Origin of the sequence: Streptomyces sp. GDS52, from assembly GCF_052246875.1 — a bacterium.
Taxonomy (GTDB): domain Bacteria; phylum Actinomycetota; class Actinomycetes; order Streptomycetales; family Streptomycetaceae; genus Streptomyces; species Streptomyces cathayae.
This window is the reverse complement of the sequence record NZ_CM125966.1, coordinates 1,986,983-2,005,888: the sequence shown is the minus strand read 5'-3', so window position 1 is coordinate 2,005,888 and position 18,906 is coordinate 1,986,983. Positions and strand designations below refer to the sequence as shown.

The following is an 18,906-nucleotide window of genomic DNA, read 5'->3' as shown; positions in this document are numbered from 1 at the left end:
GCCCGGACCGGGCGGAAGCCGACGGTCGCTTCGACCGCAGCGAGGACACAGACGCCTCGCGACCGGGAACGGAACCAGGAACGGAACCGGGAACGGACAGGGAAAGAAGGGGAGCTGGGGAAATGAAGGGCACTGTTGGTGAGCTCGGGGAGTTCGGGCTCATCAGGGAGCTCACCTCCCGTCTCACCACCACACCGGCGGTCCGGGTCGGCCCCGGCGACGACGCCGCGGTGGTCGCCGCACCCGACCGCAGGGTCGTGGCCAGCACCGACATCCTGCTGGAGGGCCGCCACTTCCGCCGCGACTGGTCCACGGCCTACGACGTCGGCCGCAAGGCCGCCGCCCAGAACCTCGCCGACATCGCCGCCATGGGCGCCGTACCGACCGCGCTGCTGCTCGGCCTGGTCGTCCCCGCGGAACTGCCGGTGACCTGGCCCTCGGAGCTGATGGACGGCCTGCGCGACGAGTGCCAGGTCGCGGGCGCCGCGGTGGTCGGCGGAGACGTCGTCCGCGGTGACACGATCATGGTGTCGATCACCGCGCTCGGTGACCTGCGCAACCAGGAGGCGGTGACCCGGGGCGGCGCACGGCCCGGCGACCTCGTCGCGGTGACCGGCTGGCTCGGCTGGTCCGCGGCCGGGCACGCGGTGCTCTCGCGCGGCTTCCGCTCGCCGCGCGCCTTCGTCGAGGCGCACCGCCGCCCCGAACCGCCCTACCACGCGGGCCCGGCGGCCGCGGGGCTGGGCGCGACGGCGATGTGCGACGTGAGCGACGGGCTGATCGCCGACCTCGGGCACATCGCCGAGGCCAGCAAGGTGCGCATCGACATCCGTTCCGGGGCGATCGACATCCCCTCCCAGATGAACGACATCGGTCAGGCCGTCGGTGTCGACCCCATGCAGTGGGTGCTGACCGGGGGAGAGGACCACGCGATCGTGGCCACCTTCCCGCCGGACGTGAAACTGCCCGCCCGCTGGAAGGTGATAGGCGAGGTGCTCAACCTCTCGGCGCTGCCCCAGGTGACGGTCGACGGGGCCCCCTGGACCGCTCAGGCCGGCTGGGACCACTTCGGGGGTATCGAGTCATGAGCGCCGGGACGGCTCCACCGAGGGTGCTGACCGTGGCCGGCTCGGACTCCGGCGGGGGCGCGGGAATCCAGGCCGACCTGAAGACGATGCTCGCGCTGGGCACGCACGGCATGAGCGTGGTCACCGCGGTGACCGCGCAGAACTCCCTGGGGGTACAGGGCGCCTGGCCGCTGCCGGTGGAGGCGGTACGGGCCCAGTACCGCAGCGTCGTCGACGACATCGGCGTCCAGGCGGTCAAGACCGGCATGCTGGCCTCCGCCGAACTCGTCGACGCGGTGGCCGACCTGCTCTCCGGGACCCGGGCGCCGGTGGTCGTCGACCCGGTCGGAGTCTCCAAGCACGGGGACGCGCTGCTGGCGCCCTCCGCACTGGACTCCGTACGGACGAGACTGCTGCCGGTCGCCACCGTGGCCACGCCGAACCTGGACGAAGTGGCGCAACTCACCGGTGTGCGGGTGGAGTCGGAACAGGACTTCCGCCGGGCCGCGGAGGCGCTGCTGGAGTTCGGGCCGCGCTGGGTCGTGATCAAGGGCGGTCACCTCGCCGGGGACATGGGCGAGGCCGTCGACCTGCTGACGGACGGTTCGCAGGAGCACTGGCTGCGCGCCCCGAGGTACGACAACCGGCACACCCACGGCACGGGCTGCACGCTGGCCTCGGCGATCGCCGCACACCTGGCACAGGGCAGGCCGGTGCCGGCGGCGGTGACGGCCGCCAAGGAGTACGTCACGGGGGCGATCGCGGCCGGATTCGCGCTGGGTGGCGGAATCGGGCCGGTGGATCACGGATGGGCGCTGACGCGGTCCGACGGGAGCTGAGGGCGTCCGGCCGGCAGGCGTGCGACCTGTAGGTGTGCGTGCGGCAGATGTACGTGCGGCAGGCGTGCGTACGGGCACGGCAAAAAGCCGGTCCACCCAAGGTGGACCGGCTCAGTGCGGTGGACCAGCTGTGGCCGCGCGCTCAGTGAGAGCGTCAGCGCGAGACCTTGCCGGCCTTGATGCACGAGGTGCAAGCGTTCACGCGCTTCGGCGTCCCGCCCACCACGGTACGCACGCGCTGGATGTTCGGGTTCCAGCGACGGGGCGTACGGCGGTGCGAGTGCGAGATGTTGTTGCCGAAGCCCGGCCCCTTGCCGCAGACGTCGCAGTTGGCAGCCACGGGTCACTCCAAAGACTTCAGATGCACTTACGGTTGATCCCGGCACGGCCGGGATCAGGATGCCGGGGCTCCAGGAGCCCTTGGGAATCTGAGTGGCTTTGCCAGGGAGAGGCCCGATTCGGATCGGGCAACCGGAGCAGCATACAACGGCTGCACCAGCAGAACGAAACTACCATGCCAGCTCAGGGGCCCGTCCCGGCCCGCTTCCGCCACCCGGCACCCCAAGGTCTACGCTGCGAGCCACGGCCGGCAGCTCAGGGAGGCGCAGGTGGCGCAGGTGCCGCAGACATTCTTCGATGCTCTCGCGGTGCGTGCCTGGTGCGGACTCGCGCTCGACGCCCTCGGCCGGGCGCGTGAGGAGATCGACGCGATCAATGTCTACCCCGTGGCGGACGGCGACACCGGTACGAATCTCTATCTGACGGTCGAGTCCGCCGCCACGGCGGTCGAGGCGGTGTTCGCGGGGCACGCGGCCGAGCGGATCGACAGGGCTCATGACGGCGAAGGCCACGACGGGACCCAGGGGCCCACGCTGGCCGACGCGGCACGGGCGATGGCACACGGTGCGCTGATCGGTGCCCGCGGCAACTCCGGGACGATCCTGGCGCAGCTGCTGCGGGGGATGGCACAGGTGCTGGCCGGGGACGAGACGGAGGCCCACGCCGACGGCCGGGGGCTGCGGCAGGCCCTGCGCACCGCGGCCGACTCCGCGCGTCAGGCCGTGGCCCACCCCGTCGAGGGCACCGTGCTCACCGTCGCCGCGGCCGCCGCCGATGCGGCCGACGGCACGGAGGGCGACTGCGGGGCGGTCGCGCGGGCGGCCTACGAGGGAGCCGGCGCGGCCCTCGCCGCGACACCGGGCCAGCTGGCCGTGCTCCGGCAGGCGGGAGTGGTGGACGCGGGCGGCCGGGGACTGGTGGCGGTGCTCGGAGCGCTGGTGGAGACGTTCACGGGGGAGACACCGAGAAGCCCGGCGCCCGGTCCCGTGCGCCGGGCGCGCGAGGAGCACGGCCCGTCCGCAGGGTCCGCGGAGTGCGCCGACGGTGAGGGCGCGACGGGGCCCGTCGGGCCCGCCTTCGAGGTGATCTACCTCCTGGAGGCCTCGGACGCTGCCGTGGAGCGGCTGCGGCAGCGGCTCGACGGTCTCGGGGACTCGCTCGTCGTCGTCGGCGGCGACGGGCTGTGGAACGTCCACGTCCATGTCGACGACGCCGGAGCCGCCGTGGAGGCGGGGGTCGAGGCCGGGCGTCCGCATCGTATCCGGATCACGCACTTCGGCGCCGGTGACGCACACGCCCCCGGTGCCGGGCGTCCGCTCCAGGAACGCGCCCAGCGGGCCGTGGTGGCCGTGGTGCCCGGAGAGGGGCTGGCCGGCCTGTACACCGAGGCCGGTGCGACCACGGTGCTCGCCCGGCCCGGTGAGCCGCCGGCCAGCGGTGAGCTCGTCGAGGCCGTGCGGCGGGCGCACGCGCGTGAGGTGGTGCTGCTGCCCAACGACGAGGAGCTGCGTCACACCGCCGCCGCGGCGGCCGAACAGGCCCGCGCCGAAGGGCTCCGGGTGGCGCTCATCCCGACCCGTTCCGCGGTCCAGGGCATCGCGGCGCTCGCGGTGCACGAGCCGGAGCGCCGCTTCGACGAGGACGTGGTGGAGATGACCTCGGCGGCCGGCGCGACCCGGTACGCCGAGGTCACCGTCGCCGAACGGCAGTCCTGGACCATGGCCGGCATCTGCCAGGCCGGCGACGTCCTCGGCCTCATCGAGGGTGATGTGGCCGTGATCGGCGACGATGTCACGGCCACCGCCGCGGCCGTCCTGGACCGGATGCTCGCCGCGGGCGGAGAGATGGTCACCCTGGTCCTCGGCGACGAGACCCCCCAGGCCCTCGCCGCCCACCTGGAGGCCCGGGTCCGTGAGAACCACCTGGCCGTCGACACGGTGCTCTACCACGGCGGCAGGCAGGGCGCCCTGCTCCTCATCGGCGTGGAGTGAACACCGGGTCCCTCCCGTCGTCGTGAGCGCGGCCGCCGTGGACCGGCCCGCATGCCCGGCGCGTGCCGGGGCACGTCGTCCCGAAGCCCCGGTGACTTCCTTGACCAGGGATTTCCCGAGACGGCCAGGAGTGTCTCGGCTCCCGCGTTCCCGCTTTGTCAGCGCCTTGGTGTGCAATGGATCTCGTGCCCGCACTGCGAGAACCACTGGAACAGCCGCTGAAGTCGGTGCTCGGCCCTCCCACCGCGAAGGTGATGGCCGAGCACCTCGGCCTGCACACGGTCGGCGACCTCCTCCACCACTATCCCCGCAGGTACGAGGAGCGCGGCCAGCTCACGCACCTCGCCGACCTCCCCATGGACGAGCACGTCACCGTGGTCGCCCAGGTCGCCGACGCCCGCCTGCACACCTTCGCCTCCTCCAAGGCCCCGCGCGGCAAGGGCCAGCGCCTGGAGGTCACCATCACGGACGGCAGCGGCCGGCTCCAACTGGTCTTCTTCGGTAACGGCGTCCACAAACCGCACAAGGAGCTCCTGCCGGGCACCCGCGCGATGTTCGCCGGCAGGGTCTCCGTCTTCAACCGCCGTCTCCAACTCGCCCACCCCGCTTATGAGTTGCTGCACGGTGGTGCGGAGGAGAGCGTGGAGACCTGGGCCGGCGCGCTGATCCCGATCTACCCCGCCACCGCCAAGCTGGAGTCCTGGAAGATCGGCAAGGCGCTCCAGACCGTCCTGCCCGGCGCCCGGGACGCCGTGGACCCCCTCCCCGGCGCACTGCGCGAGGGGCGCGGCATGGTCCCGCTGCCCGAGGCCCTGCTGAAGATCCACCGTCCGCAGACCAGGGCCGACATCGAGGAGGCCCGCGCCCGCCTCAAATGGGACGAGGCCTTCGTCCTCCAGGTCGCCCTCGCCCGCCGCCGCCATGCCGACGCCCTGCTTCCCGCCGTCGCCCGCAGACCGAGGCCGGACGGCCTGCTCACGGCGTTCGACGACCGCCTGCCCTTCACGCTCACCGAGGGCCAGCAGAAGGTCTCGAAGGAGATCTTCGACGACCTGGCGACGGAGCACCCGATGCACCGGCTGCTCCAGGGCGAGGTGGGCAGCGGAAAGACCCTGGTCGCCCTGCGCGCCATGCTCGCCGTCGTCGACGCCGGGGGGCAGGCGGCCATGCTCGCGCCCACCGAGGTGCTCGCCCAGCAGCACCACCGGTCGGTCACCGAGATGATGGGCGAGCTGGCCGAGGGAGGAATGCTGGGCGGGGCGGAGAACGCCACCAAGGTGGTGCTGCTCACCGGCTCCATGGGCGCGGCGGCCCGCCGCCAGGCCCTGCTCGACCTGGCCACCGGCGAGGCCGGCCTGGTGATCGGCACCCATGCGCTGATCGAGGACAAGGTCCAGTTCCACGACCTGGGCCTGGTGGTCGTCGACGAGCAGCACCGGTTCGGCGTGGAACAGCGCGACGCCCTGCGCGGCAAGGGCAAGCAGCCCCCGCACCTGCTCGTCATGACCGCCACCCCCATCCCGCGCACGGTCGCGATGACCGTCTTCGGCGATCTGGAGACCTCCGTCCTCGACCAGCTCCCGGCCGGCCGCTCGCCCATCGCCAGCCATGTCGTCCCCGCCGCCGACAAGCCCCACTTCCTGGCCCGCGCCTGGGAGCGGGTGCGCGAGGAGGCCGAGGGCGGCCACCAGGCGTACGTGGTCTGCCCGCGCATCGGCGACGAGGAGGACGACCCGAAGGCCGGGAAGAGGAAGTCCCCGGCGGCCGCGGGGGAGGCCGACGCCGAGAAGCGTCCGCCGCTCGCCGTCCTCGACGTCGCCGACCACCTGGCGAAGGGCCCGCTGCGGGGCCTCCGGGTGGAGGTCCTGCACGGCAGGATGCAGCCCGACGACAAGGACGCCGTCATGCGCCGCTTCGCCGCGGGCGAGACCGACGTCCTGGTCGCCACCACCGTCATCGAGGTCGGGGTCAACGTCCCCAACGCGACCGCGATGGTGATCATGGACGCGGACCGCTTCGGTGTCTCCCAGCTCCACCAGCTGCGCGGCCGGGTCGGGCGCGGCTCGGCCCCCGGCCTCTGCCTGCTGGTCACCGAGATGCCCGAGGCGAGCCCGGCCCGGCAGCGGCTGGTCGCGGTCGCCGCCACCCTGGACGGCTTCGAGCTCTCCCGCATCGATCTCGAGCAGCGCCGCGAGGGCGACGTCCTGGGCCAGGCCCAGTCCGGCACCCGCTCCAGCCTGCGCATGCTCGCCGTCATCGAGGACGAGGAGATCATCGCCGAGGCCCGCGAGGAGGCGGCCGCGGTCGTCGCGGCCGACCCCGACCTGGAGCGCCTGCCGGGGCTGCGCACGGCCCTGGCCGCCCTGCTGGACGACGAGCGGGAGCAGTACCTGGAGAAGGGCTGACAGACTGGAACCCCCTTCGGGCCCGCGGTACCCGGCCACGGACGGGAACGCACCCCGAACGCACCGACCCACATCCCGAGCACACCGACAAGTGACGAGGACCAGGACATGACCCGCGTGATCGCCGGCCGGGCCGGCGGGCGCCGCCTGGGCGTACCGCCGGGCAACGGCACCCGACCCACCTCCGACCGTGCACGCGAAGGCCTGTTCTCCACCTGGCAGGCCCTCCTCGGCGGCCCGCTGGACGGCGAGCGAGTCCTCGACCTGTACGCCGGTTCCGGCGCCGTGGGCCTGGAGGCCCTGTCCCGGGGAGCGGGGCACACCCTCCTCGTCGAGGCCGACGCCAGGGCCGTCCGCACGGTCCGGGACAACATCAGGGCGCTGGGACTGCCCGGCGCCGACATCAGACCGGGCAAAGCGGAACAGATCGTCCGCACACCCCCGCCGGCGGCCGGGCCGTACGACCTCGTCTTCCTCGACCCCCCGTACAACGTCTCCGACGACGATCTCCGCGAGATCCTGCTCACACTCCGCTCCGGGGGGTGGCTCGCGGAGGAAGCCGTCGTCACCGTGGAGCGCAGCACCAGAGGCGGTGAGTTCGGGTGGCCGCCCGGTTTCGACGCGATCCGGGCCCGTCGCTACGGCGAGGGAACGTTTTGGTACGGTCGCGCCGCCTCTACGTGCGAAGCCGCACGATGACCGGACCGGAGAGCGAGGGAGCGCCAGTGCGCCGCGCCGTATGCCCCGGGTCGTTCGACCCGATCACCAATGGACATCTCGACATCATCGGCCGCGCCTCCAGCCTCTACGACGAGGTCTACGTCGCGGTGATGATCAACCAGTCCAAGAAGGGCCTGTTCGAGGTCGAGGAACGGATCGACCTGATCGGCCGGGTCACCGCCGAGTACGGGAACGTACGGGTCGAAGCCTTCCACGGCCTCCTCGTCGACTTCTGCAAGCAGCGTGAGATCCCCGCGATCGTCAAGGGCCTGCGCGCGGTCAGCGACTTCGACTACGAGCTGCAGATGGCCCAGATGAACAACGGCCTCTCGGGTGTGGAGACCCTCTTCATCCCCACCAATCCCACCTACAGCTTCCTGTCGTCCTCCCTGGTCAAGGAGGTCGCCACCTGGGGCGGTGACGTCTCGCACCTGGTGCCCCCGGAAGTCCTCTCCGCCCTCTCCGAGCGGCTGCGCAGGGACTGAGCGCCGCCGCGGCCTCGGGGACCCCGGCAATCCGACGGCCGGTGTTCCCCGCCCGGCCCAGGGCCGTACAGTCGTTGCGTCCGTCTCCAACACAGCTGTAGAGAGTGGCGAGCACACGGTGGACGTGCAGAAGAAACTGGACGAGATCGTCGCCGCGGTCTCCGGTGCCCGGTCGATGCCCATGTCGGCCTCGTGCGTGATCAACCGCGCAGAACTGCTCTCGATGCTCGAAGAGGTGCGCGCGGCGCTGCCCGACTCCCTGGCCCAGGCCCGGGAACTCATCGGCGACCGCGAGCAGATGGTCGAGCAGGCCCGCCAGGAGGCCGAGCGGATCATCGAGGGCGCGCACGCCGAGCGCGGCTCCCTGATCTCCGGCACGGAGGTCGCCCGCCGCTCCCAGTCCGAGGCCGACCGGATCCTCGACGAGGCCCGCAAGGAGGCCGAGGAGGTCCGGGCGGAGGCCGACGACTACGTCGACTCCAAGCTCGCCAACTTCGAGGTCGTCCTCACCAAGACACTCGGCTCCGTCGGCCGCGGCCGCGAGAAGCTGCTCGGCACCGGGCCCGGCCTCGACGAGCAGGGCTACGAGGATGACGACGCCCCCGAGCGCAGCCACGACCCGGAGACCCTGCGCCGCAGCGCCGACGAGTACGTCGACGTCAAGCTCGGTGCCTTCGAGGCGGTCCTCGCCAAGACCCTGGAGGCGGTGGGCCGGGGCCGTCAGACCCTGCACGGCCGGATCGCCAGTGACGACCTCGGTGCCCTCGCCGAGGACCCCACCACGATCCAGCACTCCAGCGACGCCGACTACCTCGCCGACCTCGCGGCCATGCCGGACCTCCCGGCCCAGCGGGCCCCGCAGCCGCCGCAGGAGGCTCCGCAGGCCCCCCTGCGGGACCCGCAGCAGCAGGACTACGCCCAGCAGTCCGACCCGTACGGCTACCAGCAGCCCGACCCGTACGGCGGCTACCAGCAGCAGTACGGTGGCGGGCAGGACCCGTACGGCTACCAGCAGCAGGCCGCCCAGCAGGACCCGTACGCCGCCTACCAGGGCTACGAGGCCCCGCAGCAGCCGGCGTACGACCCCGGCCAGGCCCAGCAGGGCTACGTCCCGCAGGAGCAGACCCCGGGCACCCTCGACGAGACCAGCCTCTTCGACACCAGCATGATCAGTGCCGAACAGCTGCGGGCCTACGAGCAGGGCCGCGGCAACGGCTGACCGGCCCGTCGCCGGCCGTCGCGGCACCGGATTGGGCGGAGAGCCGAAGGTCCAGTATCCTGGCTCCTCGGTCGTGTGGACATCCGCGATCCGCGCTGCCCGCGAACTTCACGGGTCGGCGTTCCCCCAAGCTCGAAGATCGAAAGCAGGAATGGCTCTGAACGCCCGCCTCGACCACCGCAATCCCCTCGTGTTCGACACGCACGAGCTGGGACGGAGGCCGGGCGCGCTGCAGCGGCTGACCCGCACGGTCGAGGCGCCCAGGGACCTCGGTATCCAGGGAGTCGTCGGAGTGCCGGAAGGCGCCCCGGTGGAGCTCGAGCTCCGGCTCGAGTCGGTCATGGAAGGGGTGCTCGTCACGGGCACCGCCCGTGCGACGGCCGAGGGGGAGTGCGTAAGGTGTCTGGAGCCGCTCGAGCTGGAGCTCGTGGCGGATTTCCAGGAGATGTTCTCGTACCCTGACGCCGACGACCGGGGCCGTGTGACTGCGGAGCCGGGCGACGACGCCGAGGACGACGAGGACAGGTTCTTCCTCGAGGACGGCATGTTCGACCTCGAGACCGTGCTGCGTGACGCGGTGGTGCTCGCACTGCCGATGCAGCCGGTGTGCCAGGACGACTGCCCCGGCCTGTGTTCCGCATGCGGAGCCCGGCTCGCGGACGACCCGGACCACCACCATGACGCCGTCGACATCCGTTGGGCGGCACTGCAGGGACTCGCCGGTTCACTCGAAGATGGCGAGAAGGACGAGATGAGCGGCGACGGGCCAGGACCTGCGGACGCCGCCGAGAAGCAGGAGAAGTAGCCGTGGCTGTTCCGAAGCGGAAGATGTCGCGCAGCAACACGCGCCACCGCCGGTCGCAGTGGAAGGCTGCGGTCCCCACCCTGGTTGCGTGCGAGCGCTGCCACGAGCCCAAGCAGCAGCACATCGCGTGCCCGTCTTGCGGCACTTACAACAAGCGCCAGGTCCTCGAGGTCTGAGCGGCTGGTGAGAGGCACTGTGTCCACGCCCAAGAAGCAGTCGTCCCGTGTGAGCGGGAGCGAATCGGCGGACAACAACCAGGCCTCGTCCCACACGCTTCTGGAAGGGCGGCTCGGCTACCGGCTCGAGACCGCCCTTCTGGTGCGTGCGCTGACCCACCGTTCCTACGCGTACGAGAACGGCGGTCTGCCGACGAACGAGCGGCTGGAGTTCCTCGGGGACTCCGTGCTCGGCCTCGTCGTCACGGACACGCTGTACCGCACCCACCCCGACCTGCCCGAGGGCCAGCTGGCCAAGTTGCGGGCCGCGGTGGTCAACTCGCGTGCGCTGGCGGAGGTGGGCCGCGGGCTCGATCTCGGTTCCTTCATCCGGCTCGGCCGCGGTGAAGAGGGCACAGGTGGCCGGGACAAGGCGTCCATCCTCGCCGACACCCTCGAAGCGGTGATCGGCGCGGTCTATCTCGACCAGGGCCTCGAGGCGGCCTCCGAACTGGTGCACCGCCTGTTCGACCCGCTGATCGAGAAGTCCTCGAACCTCGGTGCCGGCCTGGACTGGAAGACCAGCCTCCAGGAGCTCACCGCGACCGAAGGGCTCGGCGTGCCCGAGTACCTGGTCACGGAGACCGGCCCCGACCATGAGAAGACCTTCACTGCTGCCGCCCGCGTCGGAGGCGTCTCGTACGGCACCGGCACCGGCCGCAGCAAGAAGGAAGCGGAGCAGCAGGCCGCCGAGTCCGCCTGGCGGTCCATCCGGACCGCGGCCGACGAGCGCACCGCTGCGGCGGCGGCCAAGGCCGAGACGGACGAGCCGGCTGCTGACGTCGCCGCCGACGTCGCCGTCGACGCGGATGCCGAACCGGCCGCCGGCGCACCGTCGGCCTCCGCCTGACGCCACACACGCCGAGCGCGACCCGAGTACCCACCCCGCCGGGGGCGGGCGCTCGGGTCGCACTCGTGGACCGATCCTCGGAGGGGGAACGATGCCCGAGCTGCCCGAGGTCGAGGTCGTACGGCGGGGACTGGAGCGGTGGGTCGCCCACCGGACCGTCGCCGAGGCCGAGGTGCTGCACCCGCGTGCGGTACGCCGCCACGTCGCCGGCGCCGAGGACTTCACACACCGTCTGAAGGGCCGTCGTGTCGGTGTCCCCAGCCGCCGCGGCAAGTACCTGTGGCTGCCCCTGGAGGGCACGGACCAGTCCGTCCTGGCCCACCTCGGCATGAGCGGCCAGCTGCTGGTCCAGCCGCACACGGCGGTGGACGAGAAGCATCTGCGGGTCCGGGTCCGCTTCACGGACGCCCTGGACACCGAGCTCCGCTTCGTCGACCAACGCACCTTCGGCGGGCTGTCGTTGCACGAGAACACTTCCGAGGGCCTGCCCGACGTCATCGCGCACATCGCCCGCGACCCGCTCGACCCGCTCTTCGACGACGACGCCTTCCACCGGGCACTGCGCCGCAAGCGCACCACAGTCAAGCGGGCCCTGCTGGACCAGTCGCTGATCAGCGGCGTCGGCAACATCTACGCGGACGAGGCGCTGTGGCGGGCCCGCGTCCACTACGAGCGCCCGACGGAGACCTTCACCCGCCCGCGCTCCCAGCTCCTCCTGGACCATGTGCGGGACGTGATGAACGCCGCCCTCGCGGTGGGCGGCACCAGCTTCGACAGCCTCTACGTCGACGTCAACGGCGAGTCGGGCTACTTCGACCGGTCCCTCGACGCCTACGGGCGGGAGGAGCTGCCCTGCCGTCGCTGCGGTACGCCGATACGCCGGCGGCCCTGGATGAACCGGTCCAGCTACTTCTGCCCGAGGTGTCAGCGGGCTCCGCGCGCGTCGTAACTCTCCCGCGCCAGGAGCACGTCGTCCATGCTGTCCTCCAGGAAGTGGATGAGGGACAGCACGCGCCGCGCGGCCTCGTGGCCCAGCGGGGTGAGTTCGTAGTCCACCCGGGGCGGGTTGGTCGGCTGCGCCTCGCGGTGCACCAGGCCGTCGCGTTCCAGCGCGTGCAGTGTCTGGGACAGCATCTTCTCGCTCACCCCGCCGACGCGGCGGCGCAGCTCGTTGAAGCGCAGCGAACCCCCGGACAGCGCCCCGAGCGTCAGCGCGCCCCAGCGCCCCGTCACATGCTCCAGCGTGCCGCGTGAGGGGCACTCCTTGGCGAACGCGTTGTAGGGAAGACCCGAATCCTCCGGATCCCCCGGGTACCGCCGCGTGGTCGTCATACGGTCAGCGTACTTCAGCGCAGCGCTTACCAGCAGAATGCGCTCACCGGAAGTTAGTGCCGAGACGTGCCAAGGGGCACCGAGAAACACGGACGGCGGCCCGGGAAGCCCCGGACCGCCGTCCACGCCACACGCGGTGCGTACCGCCGATGTCCGGCTAGTAGCCGAAGTTCTGGGTCCACCACGGGCCGCCCTGCCCGAAGTGCACGCCCACGCCCAGCGTCTTGAAGTCGCAGTTCAGTATGTTCGCCTTGTGGCCGGGGCTGTCCATCCAGGCTTCCATCACGGCCGCGGCGGTCGCCTGGCCACGGGCGATGTTCTCCCCGCCGAGGTCGGCTATCCCGGCGGCCTTCGCCCTGTCCCACGGGGTGTCGCCGTCGGGGTCGGTGTGGTCGAAGAAGTTGCGCTCGGCCATGTCCTGGCTGAACGCCGCGGCCAGACCCGTCAGCGCACTGTTCGCGGCGACCGGGCTGCAGCCCACCTTGGCCCGCTCCTGGTTGACCAGCTGGAGCACCTGGGCTCCTACGGCGGCCTCCTCGGAGATGTCCACCGGGCTGCTCGGCGCCGGCTTCTCCGGCTCCGGGACGGTCTTGCGGGGCGGTGTCGTCGTCTCGGTCTTCTCGCTCGGCGTCACCGCCGGCTTCTGCTTCTCCGGCGCCTTCTCCGGCGCCTTCGTCTCCGGCGTCTTCGACTGCTCGGCCGAGGGGGCCGACGGAGAGGGCTTCGGCGAGGTGGAGCGCTCGCCGTCGCGGCTGGCGGGGGCGCCGGCCTCACGGCTCTGGCTCTCGAGGCTGCCCGAGGTGCCGCCCTGCTCGCCGGGCGTGTTGGTCGGGGTGCCCGCGGCCTCCACCGTCTCGCCGGGGGAGCTGTCGCCGCCGAGCTTGTAGTTCTCGAGGCCCGGCACCGCGCCCGTGGCCACCGCGACCGTGCCGAGGGCCACCGCGGCGGAGACCCCGAGCAGTCCGGTGCGCACCGGCGTCGCGGCCTTCTTCTTCCGGCGCCGCCCGCCCGAGCCGCCCGAGTGCCGCTCGCCCCCGCCGGGCGTGAAGCCGTCGTCGGGGAAACCGCCCCGCGGGGCGTCCCTGGGCGGGAGGCCGTCGCTCGCGAAGACAGCCGTCTCGGCGGCGGCCATGGAGCGGTCGGGACCGGCCGGGAAGCCGCCGGGGTGGTCGTTCCCGTGGTGTGCCCGGAAGGCGGTTCCGGAGTGGTCGCCCTGCGCGAAGCCGTCCTGAGCGAAGTCGCCCTGAGCGAAGTCGTTCTGTGCGAAGCCGTCCTGCGCGAAGTCGCCGGCGGGGTGACCGTCGCCGAGGCCGTCCTCCGTCGCGAAGAGGTAGGCCTCGCTCCTCGCGGACGTCTCGGCGTACGCCTCCGGATTCAGGTAGGGGGCGATACCCATCGTCGGGGCGTCCGCCGCGTGTGCGCTCAGCGGGCCGTGGCTCTCGTCGTAGCGGCCGTCGTGCTGAGTGACCTCTGTGGCGGCGCGGCCCGTGGCGGCGCGGCCGGCGTCGGAGCGTCGGTGGCGTCCCATGTCCTGGCCTTCCTGATCCTTGCGGTCGACTCGTCCTCGCGATCAACACGAAACTCACACGATCGAGTGAGTTTCATATGAGATTCGTTCGATCGGGACGGTACCGCATGGCGCAAGGGGAGGGAGTGCCCCGAGTGACATTGTCCGGTTAGGTTGCAGTCATGAGTGAGGATGTGCGACTGGTCGCCTGGGTGCGGGGGAGGGTCCAAGGTGTGGGTTTCCGCTGGTTCACCCGGGCCAAGGCGCTGGAGATCGGCGGCCTGAGTGGCTTTGCTCTCAATTTGGGGGACGGGAGGGTCCAAGTGGTCGCGGAGGGCTCCCGGGAACGCTGCGAGGGCCTGCTCGACTGGCTCCAGGACGGCGACACGCCCGGGCATGTGGACGGGGTCACCGAGATATGGGACACACCCCGTGGCGGCTACGAGGGCTTCGCCATCCGCTGATCCCGCCGTGCTCCCGGATCCCCGGGGACCCGGGGAGCGCGTCCCGGTCGGTCCGAAAACGCGGAAAGCTCCTGGTGATTGCCAAGAACCCCCCGTCATGGGAGGCTTCCCCGCGCATCCGGTCCACCACACCCCGAGGGTCGGCACGAGAAGCGCCGCCCTCGCCCGACGGCCGTGCACGCTCGGCCATCCGCCGATACGGGGCGTGATCGTGTTGACCGTCAAACTTTTTGGTGAGACGCTGAAAGCCCCGCGCACCTTAGCTGTTTGGCATGGCTGAACGGCAGCACAACTCCAGGTCTGCCAAGCATCGCGGGTGCTCATCCCTCACGACCCACACCGCACAGGTCGGTCACGCATTGTGGAGGACCATCCATCATGGCAAAGGCGCTTCTCGGTTACGTCGGCGGCTCCGACCCTCGACTCCTCGCCGAGATGCGACGGCTTCAGCGGCGCGTCCAGGACCTGGAATCCGAACTCGTACGGATCCAGGCGGAGAACGACGAGCTCGCGGCTGCCGCTTCTCAGGACAGGATCATGGAGAGCGTTGACGCACACCAGGCGGAGCCTGCGCTGACCTGATCGCTGTACCGCTCCACCCCGGCAGGGCAGCGGTCGGTTCGCCCGTCACCACCGCCACGTCGTCAGAAGTGCAAGGGACGCCCCGGCGTCCCTTCTTTCTTGCCTCCCCCTGCCTGCGTCCCCCTGGCACCCCCTGCGCCGCCCGGTTCCCCCCGGTTCCTTGACTCGCGCATCCTTTCACCGTCTTTAACGTTTGGTGTGCCCTGCGCGTTCACCTGTGAAACCGCCGGTTCATGGAGTGGGACATCCCGGACAGGTAAAGTCCGGCCACGTGCATCTCAAGGCCCTGACCCTCCGAGGCTTCAAGTCCTTCGCCTCGGCGACCACGCTCCGGTTCGAACCGGGCATCACGTGCGTCGTCGGTCCCAACGGCTCGGGCAAGTCCAATGTCGTGGACGCGCTCAGCTGGGTCATGGGAGAGCAGGGTGCCAAGTCGCTGCGCGGCGGCAAGATGGAGGACGTCATCTTCGCCGGCACCACCGGCCGCCCGCCGCTCGGCCGCGCCGAGGTGTCGCTGACCATCGACAACGCCGACGGGGCCCTTCCCATCGAGTACGCCGAGGTCACCATCACGCGGATCATGTTCCGCAACGGCGGCAGCGAGTACCAGATCAACGGCGACACCTGCCGCCTCCTCGACATCCAGGAACTGCTCTCCGACTCCGGCATCGGCCGGGAGATGCACGTCATCGTCGGTCAGGGCCAACTGGACTCCGTGCTGCACGCCGACCCGATGGGCCGCCGCGCCTTCATCGAGGAGGCGGCCGGTGTCCTCAAACACCGCAAGCGCAAGGAGAAGGCGCTGCGCAAGCTGGACGCGATGCAGGCCAACCTCGCGCGCGTACAGGACCTCACCGACGAACTGCGCCGCCAGCTCAAGCCCCTCGGCCGACAGGCCGCGGTCGCCAGAAGGGCCGCCGTCATCCAGGCCGACCTGCGCGACGTCCGCCTGCGCCTCCTCGCCGACGACCTCGTGCGGCTGCGCGACGCGGTCGCGGCGGAGATCGCCGACGAGGCCACCCTCAAGGAGCGCAAGGGCGCCGCCGAGCAGGAACTGCGCACGGCGCTCCAGCGGGAGGCGGCCCTCGAGGACGAGGTGCGCCGGCTCACTCCGCGTCTGCACGGCGCCCAGCAGACCTGGTACGAGCTCTCCCAGCTCGCCGAACGGGTGCGCGGCACCGTCTCGCTGGCCGAAGCACGGGTGAAGAGCGCCACCTCCGCGCCGCCCGAGGAGCGCCGCGGACGCGACCCGGAGGATATGGAGCGTGAGGCCGCCCGCGTCCGCGAGCAGGAGGCCGAGCTGGAGGCCGCCCTCGAGGCCGCCGAACACGCCCTGGAGAACACGGTCGCGCACCGCGCCGAGCTGGAACGCGAGCTCGCCCTGGAGGAACGGCGGCTGAAGGACGCCGCACGTGCCCTCGCCGACCGGCGCGAGGGGCTAGCCCGGCTCACGGGCCAGGTGGGCGCGGCCCGTTCGCGTGCCGCGGCGGCCCAGGCCGAGATCGAGCGCCTGGCCGCGGCCCGCGACGAGGCCCAGGAACGGGCCGTCGCCGCCCAGGAGGAGTACGAGGCCCTGCAGGCCGAGGTCGACGGCCTCGACGCCGGCGACGCGGAACTCGCCGGACGGCACACGGAGGCCGCACAGCGGCTCGCCGGGGCCGAGGCCGCCCTCACCGCCGCCCGCGAGGCGGTCACCGCCGTCGAACGCGAGCGCGCCGCGACCCGGGCCCGCCACGATGCCCTCGCTCTCGGCCTGCGCCGCAAGGACGGCACCGGCGCGCTGCTCGCGGCGCGGGACCGGCTCGCCGGACTGCTCGGCCCCGCCGCCGAACTGCTCACCGTGCCCCCGGGTCACGAGGCCGCCCTCGCCGCCGCCCTCGGGGCCGCCGCCGACGCCCTCGCCGTCACCGGCCCCGCCACCGCCGCCGACGCGATCCGCCTGCTGCGCAAACAGGAAGCGGGCCGCGCCACCCTGCTGCTCACCGGCGCCTTCGACGACGGACCGCGAGAAGCACCCGCCGACGCACCGCACGAGCAGCCCGCGAATGCTCCCGACCGCCCCCCGTACGCCGCCGACCTGGTGCGCGGACCCGCCGAACTCCTGCCCGCCGTGCGCCGGTTGCTGCGGGACGTCGTCGTCGTCGGCACCCTGGAGGACGCCGAGGAACTGGTGCACGCGCGGCCCGAGCTGACCGCCGTGACCGCCGAGGGGGACCTGCTGGGCGCGCACTTCGCGCACGGCGGCTCGGCGGGAGCCCCGAGCCTGCTCGAGGTGCGGGCCTCCGTGGACGAGGCCGCAGCCGAGCTGGAAGAGCTCGGCGTGCGGTGCGAGGAGCTGACCCTGGCCCAGCACACGGCGGCCGAGGAGCGCGGCCGGTGCGCGGCCCTCGTCGAGGAGCTGGGGGAGCGGCGCCGGGCCGCCGACCGGGAGAAGTCCTCCGTCGCCCAGCAACTGGGCCGGCTCGCCGGGCAGGCACGGGGTGCGGCCGGGGAGGCCGAGCGCTCCGCCGCCGCGGCCGCCAGGGCGCAGGACTCCCTGGACAAGGCGCTCACCGATGTGGAGGAACTCGCCGAACGGCTCGCCGTCGCCGAGGAGAGCGTCCCCTTCGGGGAGGGAGAGGAGCCCGACTCCTCCGTGCGGGACCGGCTCGCCGCCGACGGGGCCAACGCCCGCCAGACCGAGATGGAGGCCCGGCTCCAGGTGCGTACGCACGAGGAGCGGGTCAAGGGGCTCGCGGGGCGGGCCGACTCCCTCGACCGGGCCGCCCGCGCGGAACGCGAGGCACGCGCGCGCGTCGAGCAGCGGCGGGCCCGGCTGCGGCACGAGGCAGCCGTCGCCGAGGCCGTCGCGGGCGGCGCCCGGCAGTTGCTCGCGCACGTCGAGGTGTCCCTCGCGCGCGCCGAGGAGGAGCGCACCGCCGCCGAGGCCGCGAAGGCCCGCAGCGAGCAGGAGCTCGCCCGGGCACGCACCGAGGGACGCGATCTCAAGGCGGAACTCGACAAGTTGACGGATTCAGTTCACCGGGGCGAGGTACTCGGCGCCGAGAAGCGGCTGCGGGTGGAGCAGCTGGAGACCAAGGCGTTGGAGGAACTGGGTGTCGAACCGGCCGGGCTGGTGGCGGAGTACGGACCGCACCGACTGGTGCCGCCCTCGCCCCCCGCCGCCGGGGAGGACCTCCCGGACGACCCCGAGCACCCGCGCAACGCGCCTCGCCCCTTCGTACGGGCGGAGCAGGAGAAGCGGTTGAAGGCCGCCGAGCGGGCCTACCAGCAGCTCGGCAAGGTGAACCCGCTCGCGCTGGAGGAGTTCTCGGCACTGGAGGAACGCCACCAGTTCCTCGGCGAGCAGCTGGAGGACCTGAAGAAGACCCGCGCGGATCTGCTCCAGGTCGTCAAGGAGGTCGACGAGCGCGTCGAGCAGGTCTTCAGCGAGGCCTACCGGGACACGGCCCGGGAGTTCGAGGGCGTCTTCTCCCGGCTGTTCCCGGGCGGTGAGGGGCGGCTGGTGCTGACCGACCCCGACAACATGCTCACCACGGGCGTGGACGTCGAGGCGCGTCCGCCGGGCAAGAAGGTCAAACGGCTGTCGCTGCTCTCGGGCGGTGAGCGGTCCCTGACCGCCGTGGCGCTGCTGGTGTCGATCTTCAAGGCGCGGCCGAGTCCGTTCTACGTCATGGACGAGGTCGAGGCCGCTCTCGACGACACCAACCTCCAACGGCTGATCGGCCTCATGCGGGAACTGCAGGAGGCATCGCAGCTGATCGTGATCACCCACCAGAAGCGCACGATGGAGGTCGCCGACGCGCTCTACGGCGTCTCCATGCAGGGCGACGGCGTCTCCAAGGTCATCAGCCAGCGCCTCCGCCAGGCCGGCGCACCCTGTACGCATTCATGATCGTCCATCTGCGTCCCGCGTGCGTACCTTCGACTCTTGAAGCCAGCTTCACGTGAATCTGTCGGCATCTGTTTCATAACCCTCTGTTGACTTCAGAACTTGAACGCATAGTCTTCGCCATGTTGCTTTTACCTTCAGGTACCTTCAGGTGGACCTCGAAGGGCTGACCCCCCATCCGGTGATGTTGCCGG

Annotated in this window: 17 protein-coding genes; 14 read left to right on the top strand and 3 right to left on the bottom strand. The window is 71.9% G+C overall.

The genetic code is table 11. The annotated features are described in order from the left end of the window. The first annotated feature begins 122 nt into the window (after nucleotides 1–122). Together ACTWJ9_RS08940 and thiD are read left to right on the top strand one after the other, a co-directional pair. On the top strand, nucleotides 123–1,088 hold the full coding sequence (locus ACTWJ9_RS08940; protein WP_279333690.1) for a thiamine-phosphate kinase: 966 nt from the start codon (nucleotides 123–125) through the stop codon (nucleotides 1,086–1,088). Beyond that, complete coding sequence (thiD, locus tag ACTWJ9_RS08935; protein WP_279333689.1) at nucleotides 1,085–1,906, top strand: bifunctional hydroxymethylpyrimidine kinase/phosphomethylpyrimidine kinase; 822 nt, start codon at nucleotides 1,085–1,087, stop codon at nucleotides 1,904–1,906. Before ACTWJ9_RS08940 ends, thiD begins: the two co-directional genes overlap by 4 nt. 154 nt (nucleotides 1,907–2,060) lie before the next feature. Here thiD and rpmB read toward each other — a convergent pair whose 3' ends face one another. Then, nucleotides 2,061–2,246, bottom strand: coding sequence for a 50S ribosomal protein L28 (gene rpmB, locus ACTWJ9_RS08930; RefSeq protein ID WP_004924906.1), 186 nt, complete (start codon nucleotides 2,244–2,246; stop codon nucleotides 2,061–2,063). A 268-nt stretch (nucleotides 2,247–2,514) separates the two neighbouring features. On the opposite strand from rpmB, the gene ACTWJ9_RS08925 reads away from it, so the two are divergent. From ACTWJ9_RS08925 to mutM, 9 genes are all read left to right on the top strand, one after another. Then, nucleotides 2,515–4,236: a DAK2 domain-containing protein gene (locus tag ACTWJ9_RS08925; RefSeq protein ID WP_279333688.1), complete on the top strand. Its 1,722-nt coding sequence runs from the start codon at nucleotides 2,515–2,517 to the stop codon at nucleotides 4,234–4,236. A gap of 176 nt (nucleotides 4,237–4,412) precedes the next feature. After that, nucleotides 4,413–6,641, top strand: coding sequence for an ATP-dependent DNA helicase RecG (recG, locus tag ACTWJ9_RS08920; RefSeq protein ID WP_279333687.1), 2,229 nt, complete (start codon nucleotides 4,413–4,415; stop codon nucleotides 6,639–6,641). A 108-nt stretch (nucleotides 6,642–6,749) separates the two neighbouring features. Continuing rightward, nucleotides 6,750–7,340 carry a 16S rRNA (guanine(966)-N(2))-methyltransferase RsmD gene (rsmD, locus tag ACTWJ9_RS08915; protein ID WP_279333686.1) on the top strand — a complete coding sequence of 197 codons (591 nt, stop codon included), beginning with the start codon at nucleotides 6,750–6,752 and terminating at the stop codon, nucleotides 7,338–7,340. 26 nt (nucleotides 7,341–7,366) lie between these two features. Next, the gene (coaD, locus tag ACTWJ9_RS08910) at nucleotides 7,367–7,846 is read left to right on the top strand and encodes a pantetheine-phosphate adenylyltransferase (protein ID WP_279333684.1); all 480 of its coding nucleotides are present in this window, start codon (nucleotides 7,367–7,369) and stop codon (nucleotides 7,844–7,846) included. 118 nt (nucleotides 7,847–7,964) lie between these two features. After that, nucleotides 7,965–9,065, top strand: coding sequence for a cell division initiation protein (locus tag ACTWJ9_RS08905; RefSeq protein WP_279333683.1), 1,101 nt, complete (start codon nucleotides 7,965–7,967; stop codon nucleotides 9,063–9,065). A 151-nt stretch (nucleotides 9,066–9,216) separates the two neighbouring features. Continuing rightward, entirely contained in the window at nucleotides 9,217–9,870 is a 654-nt protein-coding gene (locus ACTWJ9_RS08900; protein ID WP_279333682.1) for a YceD family protein, read from the top strand. Nucleotides 9,871–9,872: 2 nt separating this feature from the next. Further along, nucleotides 9,873–10,046, top strand: coding sequence for a 50S ribosomal protein L32 (gene rpmF / locus ACTWJ9_RS08895; protein ID WP_003951102.1), 174 nt, complete (start codon nucleotides 9,873–9,875; stop codon nucleotides 10,044–10,046). Between the two features lie 7 nt (nucleotides 10,047–10,053). Beyond that, on the top strand, nucleotides 10,054–10,935 hold the full coding sequence (gene rnc / locus ACTWJ9_RS08890; protein ID WP_279333681.1) for a ribonuclease III: 882 nt from the start codon (nucleotides 10,054–10,056) through the stop codon (nucleotides 10,933–10,935). Between the two features lie 91 nt (nucleotides 10,936–11,026). After that, entirely contained in the window at nucleotides 11,027–11,884 is an 858-nt protein-coding gene (mutM, locus tag ACTWJ9_RS08885; RefSeq protein WP_279333678.1) for a bifunctional DNA-formamidopyrimidine glycosylase/DNA-(apurinic or apyrimidinic site) lyase, read from the top strand. Here the strand turns inward: mutM and ACTWJ9_RS08880 are convergent. Next, nucleotides 11,860–12,267, bottom strand: coding sequence for a winged helix-turn-helix transcriptional regulator (locus ACTWJ9_RS08880; protein ID WP_387038830.1), 408 nt, complete (start codon nucleotides 12,265–12,267; stop codon nucleotides 11,860–11,862). The two genes, mutM and ACTWJ9_RS08880, sit on opposite strands and share 25 nt — an antisense overlap. Nucleotides 12,268–12,424: 157 nt before the next feature. Next, nucleotides 12,425–13,795 carry a CAP domain-containing protein gene (locus tag ACTWJ9_RS08875; RefSeq protein ID WP_387038828.1) on the bottom strand — a complete coding sequence of 457 codons (1,371 nt, stop codon included), beginning with the start codon at nucleotides 13,793–13,795 and terminating at the stop codon, nucleotides 12,425–12,427. 161 nt (nucleotides 13,796–13,956) lie between these two features. Here ACTWJ9_RS08875 and ACTWJ9_RS08870 point away from each other — a divergent pair, with 161 nt between their 5' ends. The 3 genes from ACTWJ9_RS08870 (at nucleotide 13,957) to smc (ending at nucleotide 18,715) form a co-directional block, all read left to right on the top strand. After that, the gene (locus ACTWJ9_RS08870) at nucleotides 13,957–14,238 is read left to right on the top strand and encodes an acylphosphatase (RefSeq protein WP_279333675.1); all 282 of its coding nucleotides are present in this window, start codon (nucleotides 13,957–13,959) and stop codon (nucleotides 14,236–14,238) included. Between the two features lie 378 nt (nucleotides 14,239–14,616). After that, entirely contained in the window at nucleotides 14,617–14,820 is a 204-nt protein-coding gene (locus tag ACTWJ9_RS08865) for a hypothetical protein (protein ID WP_279333674.1), read from the top strand. Between the two features lie 271 nt (nucleotides 14,821–15,091). Then, nucleotides 15,092–18,715, top strand: coding sequence for a chromosome segregation protein SMC (gene smc / locus ACTWJ9_RS08860; protein ID WP_443295550.1), 3,624 nt, complete (start codon nucleotides 15,092–15,094; stop codon nucleotides 18,713–18,715). Nucleotides 18,716–18,906 lie beyond the last annotated feature (191 nt).